Raw genomic sequence first — 11,874 nt, forward strand, 5'->3', positions numbered from 1 at the left:
TTTCAAAACTTGCTGTAACTTTAGTCATGGCGTTTAGAGTTTAATATTGTGAATAATATTTTGTAGCTCTAATTTAATTTAGATTCTACTTACCTCTAAACGCCATTTTATATTGCATAGGGGCTTTGCTCAAGTGTGGCTTGACAAACGAACATCAGCTAAGTGCAAAGCCAGGCATTAGTTCGGGGCTGGACAAACATTGTTGAGCATTAGTTTTAACTTCATCAAAATATTTTCAATCAGCAGCGGCCCGGTCACACGGAATTCTAATTCCCAACCTGCATAAAGCCCTGTTCGTTGGGCGCAATTGTTATCACCACTTAAAACTACAATATGAATACTCTAAGATTGCCGATTTTTTTAGCTATTATTCTAACTGTTATTGGAAACGTATCTTTCGCTCAAAATTTTTCAAAACTTCAACAATCAACAGACAGTAGTTATGGATATTCAGCTAATAATCCCTTAAAATTGAGAAAAGGCGACCCTGTTGGGGGTGTTTCTAATTCAAAAAAATTCTTACAAGGATTAAGAACAGAAGATGGACAAGAATTGACTATTGAAAGTAGAAGTGGTGTAGTAGACCCTAATTATAAAGAAAAGCCAGGAGGTATAGCCGCAAATCTTGGAGACGGAGGAATTCTAGATAAGTATGAACTAGTTAGTTCTGTGACAAAAACCAAGATCATTTTGTATGTAGACATTTATCACAAGGGAGGATTGATGATTCCTATTGGACTAAAATACGTCAAACCCTAAATAGCTGCGCCCAACATTGGTATTGCCAATAGTGTGGCTGGACAATCAAACAATCAGCAGCGGTATTTTTATTGTGCCGTAGTTCGGGCTTGACGAATAGAGCCAAGCATTAGTTCTAATCATTTAACTTTAGTAAAAAGCTAAGCGGCAGTTCCGGGCTGGACGGAATGCTAATTCCACACCATCGGCAATACCTGAACGTTGGCTGCAAGGCGTTGACCGTTTACTAAGTCAGACCGTGGAGACAAAATACTCTGTAACATTGGAAACAATATTCTCAATCTTTGCTTTATAAAAGCCAGCACCGTTCATACATCCACATTCGACAATAAAATATTCATCGCCACATAGACATATATCCATTACAAAGACATCGTGGGGCGTGTATTGTTGACATCTTTCTTCCGCAAAAGAAACAACATCAGCAGGACACCCTTCCTCCTTTCTTAACTTAAAATATTCTCTATATTTTGACGCAGCGACAACTTTTTTATTGACAACCCAAAGCCGCCATTCATAATGTATATTGTACGGCTCTGACACTACTATTTTACTTTCAAGAGACAAATTGGTATTCTCAACGGCTTTAAGTTTTTCGTACCAATCACCAATCTCATCAAAACGTTTGACTTCACCAGCAAATGATTTGCTATCATCGTTTGGACGAATAAAGAGTAATTTATCAGGACTATAATTATTGCCGTCAATTAGTTCTTTAAATGTTATAACCGAGGCATCATAATTAAGCATGTGACGACCCCACTTTTCAATATAGTTTTCGATTGAAAAAGTAACTTCATCAAAGAACAAACCTTTCCTAAGGTTTGCATCTTCAAAAGCCAAACCGTTAAAAGTTGTTGACCCATAAATAATAGAGTTCCGGCTTCTATCAAATTTTGGGAGTTTTGCCGTGAATGGAATAATATCGAATTCAATAAATGTGACACCTATTTTATGACACGATTCTTTTAATTGCTCAAAGTCTGACTGACTTGTAAGATTACGTTGTACGACCCATTGAATATGTTTATACTTTTCGTTCATTAAACAAATTTAGTCTAAAAATTCGCCCAGCAGCCAACAGGCGGTTTTGTGCAAGCGGGGCATGAAGTTGTAATCATCGGTATTTTATCGCTATCAACTTCATATTCGGCGGAAGTAATTCTATTGTTCTTTTATTTGTTATCTTCATCAGCGGTAACGCCTTTGTGCTTCAGTTACGGGCGGACGAATATAAAATCCCCACCATCGGCAATACCTGCCCGTTAGCTGCAATTCCAATGAAGAGTATACTAATTTTATTAATTTTTTTAGTGAGACTGACAAACATTTCGTTAGGTCAAAATCGAGCTGTTTTTAAACGGCAAGATTTTCCTTCACATGAGGACACGATCTATAATATTCCCAATGTCGTTGGTTTGACTTTTTACAAAGCACTAATTATTTTGCAAAAAAATAAGATCAATATTGGAGCAGTCATTTACAATAATGAGAATAAATTAGACTCCCAAATTGTGTACAGGCAAAATCCTCCCCATATGAACGAGAAGGGACAATCTAACTTCATAAGGAAAAACCAGTTAATTGACTTATGGGTATTTGATAAAAACAAAAACTCCGACACGTTAAAAAATTCAAATCGAAAAATCTCAGCTGCTATTCGGAAAACCCTGTGAGACCAACTGCAGCTAACATGGGGCTTTGCGCATACTGGGGCAGACGAATAGCGTCTCTCAACTTTCACAGCTCTGGGCAGCAGTGGTTCGGGCGGACACTTAAACTTCAACTTCAGAATTAATTATTAACTTCAAATCATTAATCGGCTTTGGTAAGCCAGGGCGGACACAGCAACAATTCCCCAGCAGCGCAAAGCCCTGAAACGTTAGCCGCAATCATTCACATCCGCTTCAAGTATGACATTATCAAAAAGAGCATCCGATTTTTTGCAGAAATCTGAAAGAGAAGATTCACAACTGACAGACTCAGAGATTCGAGAAATCTTCAATTATAATAATGCACCAATATTTGAACCATTAATTGACTTTCAAAAAAAGTTTGGTGGTTTTATTTTTTATGCAGGACTTGCACCAATTAAGTTCAGTCTTATAAAGGGGCACGGAGGGTATCCTAAGTCCAGTAAGACTGCGATTGTAGAATTTGAAGAATCGGAGTCCTCATCACCAAAATACTTTTTTGACTGTGCGACCACACTTTATCAAATGCAGTTCTTTTTAGATGAAAATGGTGTTTATTATGAGGATTATGAAGCAAAGGCGTCGAGTTTTGACAAGACAGTCGAACACTTAGCCTTATGGGAAGAAATGCGTAACCAAAAAAACTTTGAGCTTCTTTTTAGAGACCGTCTTCTTAAAACTAAGAATGTTGACAAAGAATTAAAACTTAACTTTTTATCAGAAGCATCTGACCAGTACACTCTTTGGTTCAGTAATGAACATATTTATATGCAGCAATGGAAAGGACAGACCACATTGGTTGTATCGAATAGTTATCCAGACAAGCCAAAACTTTTGGCACTATGACGAATGCGGCTAACATGGGGTTTTATGCAAGTTGGGCTTGACAAACTAAGCTTCAGCAAATTGCAAAGCCGGGCTTTAGTTCGGGACAAACAAATTTTCAGCAGTTGTGCGTAATTCAACTTTGGTTCCTGGCAGACATTTCAACTTTGGGCTTTTGTTCTTAACTTCATCATAACAACAAAACTTAGCTTCAGTTCCAGGCGGACAGTTCAACTCTCCCCCACCGAACGCAAAGCTTTGCACGTTGCAAGCAATTTTAAAAAGCACTCTACTATGGGAATGTTCCTTTCACTTACCAGCGTTGTAGGTAAGACTCAAAATGAAGTTGTAGCCAGTTTGACAAATTATGCAAAATCGGTTGGTGGCGGACTTGAGAAAGAAAATATCTCAATAGACAACGACAACTGCTGTGTAATTAAAGAAGCAAACGGTAACACAACAATTTTTAATCCTTACGCCTATCTTGAATGGGACAAATCATCAGAGTTTATATCAAGAGAATTAAATGCACCGGTGTTTTCTTTTCATATTCATGACGGAGATTTATGGATGTATTTGCTTTTTGTAAATGGCAAGACAGTTGACCAGTTTAATCCAATACCTGATTATTGGAACGACAACCTTAGTAAAGAAGAAATAGAAAGTTGGAAAGGAAATGCTAAACTAGTTTCAAGTAATTTCACAAATGTTAAGCAGGCAGACATTGAAAGATATTTAGTTCGTTGGGATTTAGAAGCGGAAGAAAATGTAAAAGCTTATGCAGACGATGAATTCACAAATGAAGACTGGCAATTGCTCGACTTTATGAAAAGGCTGCAATTACCTTACCCTCTTGACGATAATGGAAATCCGAATGGAGAGGTATTTAAACTTTGGACACAAGACCTAAAATTAAAGATCCAGACTTCGAGTGTTACATCAAAAGCTTCGGCAACAAACAAACACAAAAAACCTTGGTGGAAATTTTGGTAATTTTTCATCACCGTGGGCTAAAACTGCTTGCAACATTGGGTTTGCTGCAAGGCTGGCTGGACATTGGAGCAATGGTCATTTTATTGCTGTTGTGCTTCATCTGGGCTGGACAAACATTGCTGGGCTTTTGTTTGTTAAACTGTACTTTTATATCTTTAACCTGCCTGCCGGCAGGCAGGTCAGCAGCGGTTCCGGGCGGACAAGCAATGAATTCCAGCCCTGCAGTAAGCCCTGCCCGTTGGCAGCAATGATACAAACCCTACGAAATGGCAAAAAAACAAATCAAATATATTTTAGACTTTGTACCTCTTTTAATTCTTTTGGTTTACGCAATAAATTTGATATGGATACTTAGAACATCTAACATTCAAATTGTATGGCCTAACATAATTGGTTTTATTTTACTACCACTTATTATATTTCTAATTATCTGGCGACATCAAGTTGGCGTTATTGCTCTCGGACTGCTTCTATTTCTCGGACTATTCGGAGCAATTTCATTTACAAATGGAATAACGACATTTGGCATGGGATTCGGAAAGGGCGAAGACAAAGTTTCATTTAATATATACGGAGATCCAATCTACCTCCTATTTCTATTGATACATTTCATTTTATCCGGTAGATATTATGTAGGTATTATAACAAAAAAATATTGGCAAGAGTTATTTCAAGTCATCAAACAACAGCCAAATAATTAACCACTGCTGCCAACATCGGGTTTTAAGCAAAAGTGGCTGGACAATCATACTTCAGCAATGTGCAAAGCCCAGCTTTGGTTCGGGCGGACACGGCAACATTGAGCTTTAGTTCATAACTTCAAATTCAGTAATAAATTCATCAGCGGCGCCGGGCGGACAGTTGGTCAATTCCACATCTGCGGCAAGCCCCGCCCGTTGGGCGTAAGCAAACGACAACTGCATTCAAAAGCAATTTTATGAAACAATTAATTTCCGTAATCATTCTATTCATCGCCTTCGGTTGTGGTAATAGTAATAATCATGACCCAAAAAGTGTTTTTGTAGAATCTGATTATGTGCTTATCAAAACAGATAGTATTAAAAATGTAGTTACAAAGAAAACATTTGCTTATAAACTGGATACTGCAAGGAAGTTAACTATAGAGTATTGGGATAATGGAAATAAAATGCAAAAAGAATTTTCATATAAAGGTCAGTTAGATGGCAGACGTGAAATGTATGACATCGATGAAAAAGTTATGGCAACTGATTCTTTCCATAATGGAGAGCAAATTAGCTCAAAGTAAAGATTGTAATATTCAGGAGTTAAAAAGCCTGCGCCCAACTTCGGGTTTTGTGCAAGTGTGGCTGGAAAAATAAACTTCAGCAAATTACAAATCCAAACTGAGGTTCGGGCTGGACGAATAAATATCAACTTTAGTCCTTAATTTCAACTTTATATTCCTGCCTGCCGGCAGGCAGGTTCAATCAGCAGCGGCTGTGGGCGAGCGGAATACGAATGCCACACCTGCACAAAGCCCCGCTCATTGGCTGCAAACAATCAGTGATAGACAAATTCCAATTATTATGTGGCACAGAAAAAATGTATTATTTTTTATTCTTTGTTTTTTAATGACAATTTGCAATTGTAGCTGTTCGTATAGAAAGGTGACATTTTCAACACGGGAATTAAAATTCACGAAACCATTTGTCTTTAATGACACAATAATCTATAAATCAATTTATGAAAAATCAGACACAATTATTTTTTATAAAACTATATATCAAGTTAATCAAACAAGAAATTTAGAACAGGGCTATTATAACAACTATTCCTATAATGTAGATTACAGATTGTCGATTGGAAGCTATCATAAAATTATTGATCCCAATGAAGTTGGAGCTCAGACAAATCTTTATGACATAATAAAATCTTCTGATTCACCGGCAACTAATGGACAGGAATTTTGTTTTTTAGGATTAATTTTTGATGATAAATATCTTGACGTTCTGATAATTGACACAAATACAATAACCATATTTGACGAATCAAAAGCTCAATATCAAGGCATGAATATAAATGAAGGAATTAAAAATTTTACATTTGAAAAGGAAAAAGGCATCGTTTCATTTATAGACAAAAACAACAATAAATGGTTTCGAGTTGACGCCAAATTGTAGAAATTTGTCTTAAACAAATAGGGATTTATGCAAATTGGGCTTCACAAACTACCTTCAGCCAAGCTGCCTGCCGGCAGGCAGCTTCAATCAGCAGCGGTTTCAAAAAAGCTAATTCTATTTGCCATTTTGTTGTTAACTTCAATAATAGTTTATCATTCGGCATCGTTTGCCGGGAGGGTAGTTATAAAATAACAGCGCTGCAGCAAACCAAGAACGTTGTACACAACCAGACTTCCGATTTTGAAAGTATTAGTAACCATAACATTTTTAATACTGACACTCCGGGCAAGCGGACAATCTCTACAAAAAATTAAACAACTTTTGGCGAACAAAGATTTCATAGCTTTTAAAACTTACATTGACGCTGCTTCTAAAAAATATACGAGAGTAGATCCTAACAGTAAGACAAGAGCAATCTGGGAGCTAAAAAGAGATTTAACTACTACTTTCCAGGAGTGTATAATTGATGCAGATGAAAGTTTTGCAAGTGAAACCGAACCAAATATTAGTACAGTTCAACGTTATCGTATTAACGTTTTGGCGACATCCAAAAAAATAATCTACTATGACTTTGCCGAAAAGGAAAGTAATGGACCAAGTTGGGACGACTTCACATTAAACATTACAGAAAGTTTTTGTAACGACATTTTATTTGCAGACTTGAAAAGAGATTTTTTTAATACCTATAGTGACAGCATCAATCAAAAAGAACTTTTCAATAATTCAAACGTTTATGGTTCAGCCTGTTCAATAGCTGGACAAAAACCTGAGATGAGAGAAGAAAATGACGTGATAGTAGAAAATAAAAATGTCCAACTTTTAACAAAGTGGTTAAAATCTACAAATACTGAAAGACAAGTTTACGGAATTGACGGCCTTTACCAACTTAAAAAGAAAGGTTACCAATTGACAGCAGAACAAGCGAGGTTAATTACCATAATAAAAAACAAAAAAGGCAATTTAAATATCTGTCGTGGTTGTATTTATTCCAGTGATAAAATCAGCAGCATAGTAAAATTCATTTTGGCAGGACATACAATTTAGATTGATATGCATACATTATCAGGTTTTGTACAATTGAGACAAAACGTTGCAGTAACCATCGGCAGTGCATATCCCTGCTTTAGTTTCGGCGGACGTAATGCTGCCGGCCAGCAGTACTAAATTTCGGCTTTTAGTTATACATTTAACCGGCGTTCCGGGCATTGTGTACTATTTTAAAGAAATACTCCGTATGACAAAAATAATTTTGACAATTTTACTGACATTGAATCTGACCGTTTCATTTGGACAAACCTTTAATGAGAAATATGGACAACCAATTGTTGTGCTGGTTGAAACAGACCCCTGGCTTATGGTGATAGGTTCTGATGTTCCGACTTTTGCCCTTTATGAGAATGGACAAATTATTTACAAAAAAATTGCAGACAATAAGTGGAAGTATTTTGAAACCACAAACAACAAAGAAACGACACAAAAAATCATTAAATCATTTGGCATTACTGACAATTTAATGAAACAAAAAGATTATACCGAGGCTTCAGGCTGGACAGACCAGCCAACAAATATTATGCTTTTAAATTTTGATACCGTCAGACAAATTAGTGTATATGGCCGGCTTCGTGATATTAAAAATGAGGCAAGACAGAAAACCCCAAAAGATTTCTTAACGGTTTATGACAACATCATTAAGTTTGATGCCGACAGTGCAAAAGAGTGGTTACCTGATACCTTTGAAGTAATGGCATCAAAGTACAGTCATTCACCCGAAAAACCATTGGAATGGAATAAAGAATGGAATGATATAAAAAGTAGTTCAACGATCAAAAGAAACGATGACCTGTACAGTATTTATTTAGACAAAAGCCACTTTGGCGAATTCATAAAATTGTTAGGAAATTTAAAAGAAAACCAGGCTGTAGAAATCAACGGAGAGAAATACTCACTGACGTACAGACTGCCATTTCCCAATTTACGCTAAACAAAAAAGAGCAGCACACAACATTGTATTGGCAATTTTAAAGTAACATCATCATACTATGAAGAAATTATTCCTGGCATTCCTTTTTTTAGTTATTTTATTTTATGGACAGGCGCAAACGTTGCAACTTTCAATTTCAAATCCACAGCCAAGGATTGGAGACGAATTTGAATTGACACTGGATATTAAAACTTTAAAATCGGAAATCTTTAAAAGTATAGCTGACAAAGTACAAATTGTGAGTGAATATATTGCCGGCGAAAGCGGGGAAATGAAAATAAAAGTAAAAGCATTAAAAAAGGGAATTAATGAATTAGGCCCGCTGACACTTTCATTAAATGGAGTTGCCTACACAACAAATACAATATCTTATGAGGTGATTGATCCATTGCCTAATGTTGACAGAGGGCTTTGGTTCAGAAAAGTAAAAAAAAGTGACTCGACATTTTGTATAATAATTGAGCAAAGAATTCCTGCAAATGAAAAGACGACATATAAAGGTGAGAACTCCATTTCAATAGCAACCGAGCCGGAGACAAAAGAATTTGTAAAATTTAAGGAGCGCTATTCAATAGCTGGTTTATCATCAGACGCTTCTTCAACTTCCACAGATTTTAGTAGCGTAAAAATAAACGGACAAAGTAAGAGTTATATGAGGTGTTTTTCGGTATATAATTTTGCAATTGATGACAAGACTCTGAAAATTATTATTACGAAAGACCTCTTTGATAATTTGCCAAAGACATATAAGTTTGAAGAAATTTATGTACAGTAAAAATTATCCCTAACACCAGGCTTGATAAAACAGAAGCGGACGGAACAACACTCCCCCACTTTGCCAGGCCAGCCCGTTAGCTGCAATTGTAAAAATACATCACGTTAATTCAACCATGGGACCAGACATCACAATCTGCACCAACAACAGTAAAGAAATTTATTCCGGTGATTATCACGACCCTAAACATGATTATTTCAACAAGCATAGCCTTAGCAGAACTTTTTGCAATTTAATGTGCAGACTCTATGTAATTAGTGGCGACACAGAACTTGAACAAATCGGAAAAATTACTTCGGTTGACATCTCACCGATTTTAGCAATGGACACTTACGGTAGCGACAGCGGTGAAGAACTGGAGTTCTTTCTTGAGACAGCTGACACCGAAGAAGAAAGGCAAAAAATATCAGACCGTGCAAAACAGCAGAAAGAAAACTTAAAAGGCAACATTGACAAAGTTCTACAGACAATAGATGCGCTCATCGTGAAGTTATCATCAATTGACAATCTACACAAACTGTTAGACGACCACGGTGAAGACACGCTTGATAACAAATATTATTTTGCAGATTTCAATATTGACAAAGGGAAAGGCTATATTGGCAATAACTTCGGGCAGGATTTGAGAAATTTTAAACGGTTTTTAGAGTATGCAAAAAGTAAAGGTTCTATAACCACCTATTTTAATTACGGGTGACAACAATGCGACTTACATCAACTGTGTAAAAAACAAATCAATTCCCGCTTTTCTGTTTGCTATCAGCAGCGGTTGCGGCAGGCGTATTTTTGTATAGCTTTTTGTTGTTAACTTCAAGGTCAGTTTTTCAATCGGCTTCACTCGACCGGTGGACAGTTATACACTACCAGCCCTGCGGCCCCGAACGTTATACGAAATTTTATGCAACAGTTACTTACATCATTTCTTTTGTTATTTTCTTTGTCGCTCTTTGGACAACCGAAAATCACGATTTCAGGAAAGCTCGTAGATCAAAACAATGTGCCTATTGATAATGTTACAATTTATTATGGGCGAGCAGATTCGATGCAATTATCAAAAACATTCAGTGACAAGAATGGCAAATTTGAGTTGAGTTTTATTGAACCATTACAATACACTGCCTATTTATATTTTGAAAAAAAAGCATTTTTCTCAAAAAGTATGTATCATGAAACCGGTACTTTAAATTTACTTACAGATACTCCTATTATTTTAAGAAGCAGAAAAGAATTTTGGTACGACTCCAAAAAAATTAACAAATCTCATATAGGTATTTCAGTAAAAGAAGCGATCAACCGATATAAACTTGATATAAATTCCTGCAGCCTGGTGCAATCACCATTTGGAATTTACAGGGGTTTTACTGCAGAGCTCGCTGACAGTTCGACTATTTGCTTTGAAGTAAATAAAGTAGTTAGTGACTCAAATTTCAATATGACAGATTTTTTAGACTTTAAAATAATTGGAATCAGAATTACAGATGTCAAAGGTAAAGAGCGCCTGTTCGGTTACAAATCGTCGGACTGGGAATGTGGCAATGGCTATTTTATTGATCGTAAAATGCAGGAAGAATTAGAAAAACTAAAAAACTAACTACGCATAACTAAAATTTGCTGCAAGTGTGGTTGAAGAAACTAACATCAGCTAATTTATAATCACCAACTGTACAGTCAGGTATCGGCTTATTTTCCGGGCTTCACAAACACTTTCTCGCCATGAATGTGGCGGCATCCTATAAATCCTGCCGGGCAACTACTTTTAAACTTGCAATAGACGACTTTTAAGATAATCCTTTACGACAAATTTTGTAACTTCGTAACATGTTTTACAGACGAAAAATAATATTGGCTCTTTTGCAAGCTTTTGACGGACGTTTACCCAAAATATCCTTGCAAAAACTGCTTTTTTTATTTGCTAACAGGCAAACGAAGCCTGACTATGACTTTGTACCTTATCTATATGGCTGTTATTCCTTTTCAGCAAACGCTGACCTTACTGCAATGGTTGGTCACGGACAATTATCGGAAGACAAAATCAGCTTTACAAAAATCGGGGAGGTTGACCACGTAAAAACCCTTAGAGAAAATGATAAAAAAATATTAATTGAAATCAAAAACACATACGGCAAATTAACACCTAACTCTTTGATGAAATTGACTTATTTGAATTATCAGTACTATGCAATTAATAGCATTAAAGCTAAAGAAATTTTAACGGACGAACAATATAGAAAAGTTTTAAATGCAAAACCATTTAATAATAAGACAACACTTTACACCATTGGTTACGAAGGTATTTCTTTAGAAGAATATTTAAATAGGCTGATTAAATACGATGTGAAAGTTTTAGTTGATGTCAGAAATAATGCTTTAAGCATGAAATTTGGTTTCTCCAAAAAACAATTAAAATCTTTTTGTGCAAGTTTAAATATTGAGTATTTGCATATTCCAGAAGTAGGCATTCAATCTGACCAAAGACAAGAATTAAAAACTCAGGATGATTACGATACCCTTTTTAATATTTACAAAAAACAAAACCTAAAGAAAACAACCAGCCAGCAGCAGCAAATTTTGAGTTTATTAAAGAACAAAAAAAGAATCGCCTTAACTTGTTTTGAAGCGGACATTTGCCAATGCCATAGAAAATATTTAGCTGAGGCAATTACTACATTACCAGAATGGCATTATGAATTAAAACATATTTAGTTT

The 11,874-nt window shown here is 36.0% G+C and carries 13 protein-coding genes; 12 read left to right on the forward strand and 1 reads right to left on the reverse strand.

All coding sequences use genetic code 11. The features are described 5' to 3' along the window. Positions 1-333 precede the first annotated feature (333 nt). A complete protein-coding gene (locus tag ACYVM0_RS10080; RefSeq protein ID WP_460556338.1) occupies positions 334-759 on the forward strand; it encodes a hypothetical protein in 426 nt (141 codons plus the stop codon). A 231-nt stretch (positions 760-990) separates the two neighbouring features. Here ACYVM0_RS10080 and ACYVM0_RS10085 read toward each other — a convergent pair whose 3' ends face one another. Then, complete coding sequence (locus ACYVM0_RS10085; protein WP_460556341.1) at positions 991-1,803, reverse strand: ATP-grasp domain-containing protein; 813 nt, start codon at positions 1,801-1,803, stop codon at positions 991-993. An 869-nt stretch (positions 1,804-2,672) separates the two neighbouring features. Here ACYVM0_RS10085 and ACYVM0_RS10090 point away from each other — a divergent pair. The 11 genes from ACYVM0_RS10090 (at position 2,673) to ACYVM0_RS10140 (ending at position 11,871) form a co-directional block, all read left to right on the forward strand. Further along, a complete protein-coding gene (locus tag ACYVM0_RS10090; protein WP_460556344.1) occupies positions 2,673-3,299 on the forward strand; it encodes a hypothetical protein in 627 nt (208 codons plus the stop codon). 273 nt (positions 3,300-3,572) lie between these two features. Further along, on the forward strand, positions 3,573-4,271 hold the full coding sequence (locus ACYVM0_RS10095; RefSeq protein WP_460556347.1) for a hypothetical protein: 699 nt from the start codon (positions 3,573-3,575) through the stop codon (positions 4,269-4,271). 266 nt (positions 4,272-4,537) lie between these two features. Beyond that, positions 4,538-4,972: a hypothetical protein gene (locus tag ACYVM0_RS10100; protein WP_460556350.1), complete on the forward strand. Its 435-nt coding sequence runs from the start codon at positions 4,538-4,540 to the stop codon at positions 4,970-4,972. Positions 4,973-5,208: 236 nt separating this feature from the next. After that, on the forward strand, positions 5,209-5,538 hold the full coding sequence (locus ACYVM0_RS10105; RefSeq protein WP_460556352.1) for a hypothetical protein: 330 nt from the start codon (positions 5,209-5,211) through the stop codon (positions 5,536-5,538). A gap of 280 nt (positions 5,539-5,818) precedes the next feature. Then, positions 5,819-6,412, forward strand: coding sequence for a hypothetical protein (locus ACYVM0_RS10110; protein WP_460556355.1), 594 nt, complete (start codon positions 5,819-5,821; stop codon positions 6,410-6,412). Positions 6,413-6,652: 240 nt separating this feature from the next. Beyond that, on the forward strand, positions 6,653-7,456 hold the full coding sequence (locus ACYVM0_RS10115) for a hypothetical protein (protein ID WP_460556358.1): 804 nt from the start codon (positions 6,653-6,655) through the stop codon (positions 7,454-7,456). A gap of 190 nt (positions 7,457-7,646) precedes the next feature. Further along, positions 7,647-8,393 (forward strand): hypothetical protein, encoded by a 747-nt coding sequence (locus ACYVM0_RS10120; protein ID WP_460556362.1) that lies wholly within the window; start codon positions 7,647-7,649, stop codon positions 8,391-8,393. A 58-nt stretch (positions 8,394-8,451) separates the two neighbouring features. Next, positions 8,452-9,168, forward strand: coding sequence for a hypothetical protein (locus tag ACYVM0_RS10125; protein ID WP_460556365.1), 717 nt, complete (start codon positions 8,452-8,454; stop codon positions 9,166-9,168). A gap of 115 nt (positions 9,169-9,283) precedes the next feature. Further along, complete coding sequence (locus tag ACYVM0_RS10130; protein WP_460556368.1) at positions 9,284-9,865, forward strand: hypothetical protein; 582 nt, start codon at positions 9,284-9,286, stop codon at positions 9,863-9,865. A gap of 201 nt (positions 9,866-10,066) precedes the next feature. Then, the gene (locus tag ACYVM0_RS10135) at positions 10,067-10,759 is read left to right on the forward strand and encodes a carboxypeptidase-like regulatory domain-containing protein (RefSeq protein ID WP_460556371.1); all 693 of its coding nucleotides are present in this window, start codon (positions 10,067-10,069) and stop codon (positions 10,757-10,759) included. 227 nt (positions 10,760-10,986) lie between these two features. Further along, positions 10,987-11,871, forward strand: a complete 885-nt coding sequence (locus tag ACYVM0_RS10140) for a DUF488 domain-containing protein (RefSeq protein WP_460556374.1) — start codon at positions 10,987-10,989, stop codon at positions 11,869-11,871. The last annotated feature ends 3 nt before the right edge of the window (positions 11,872-11,874 follow it).

The organism is Ferruginibacter profundus (genome assembly GCF_054783275.1).

Bases quoted from the DNA above. Each gene is read 5' to 3' on its own strand.
- ACYVM0_RS10130 (WP_460556368.1), top strand. From the start codon at position 9,284: ATGGGACCAGACATCACAATCTGCACCAACAACAGTAAAGAAATTTAT.
- ACYVM0_RS10085 (WP_460556341.1), bottom strand. From the start codon at position 1,803: ATGAACGAAAAGTATAAACATATTCAATGGGTCGTACAACGTAATCTT.
- ACYVM0_RS10105 (WP_460556352.1), top strand. From the start codon at position 5,209: ATGAAACAATTAATTTCCGTAATCATTCTATTCATCGCCTTCGGTTGT.
- ACYVM0_RS10090 (WP_460556344.1), top strand. From the start codon at position 2,673: ATGACATTATCAAAAAGAGCATCCGATTTTTTGCAGAAATCTGAAAGA.
- ACYVM0_RS10095 (WP_460556347.1), top strand. From the start codon at position 3,573: ATGGGAATGTTCCTTTCACTTACCAGCGTTGTAGGTAAGACTCAAAAT.
- ACYVM0_RS10125 (WP_460556365.1), top strand. From the start codon at position 8,452: ATGAAGAAATTATTCCTGGCATTCCTTTTTTTAGTTATTTTATTTTAT.
- ACYVM0_RS10080 (WP_460556338.1), top strand. From the start codon at position 334: ATGAATACTCTAAGATTGCCGATTTTTTTAGCTATTATTCTAACTGTT.
- ACYVM0_RS10100 (WP_460556350.1), top strand. From the start codon at position 4,538: ATGGCAAAAAAACAAATCAAATATATTTTAGACTTTGTACCTCTTTTA.
- ACYVM0_RS10120 (WP_460556362.1), top strand. From the start codon at position 7,647: ATGACAAAAATAATTTTGACAATTTTACTGACATTGAATCTGACCGTT.
- ACYVM0_RS10140 (WP_460556374.1), top strand. From the start codon at position 10,987: ATGTTTTACAGACGAAAAATAATATTGGCTCTTTTGCAAGCTTTTGAC.
- ACYVM0_RS10110 (WP_460556355.1), top strand. From the start codon at position 5,819: ATGTGGCACAGAAAAAATGTATTATTTTTTATTCTTTGTTTTTTAATG.
- ACYVM0_RS10135 (WP_460556371.1), top strand. From the start codon at position 10,067: ATGCAACAGTTACTTACATCATTTCTTTTGTTATTTTCTTTGTCGCTC.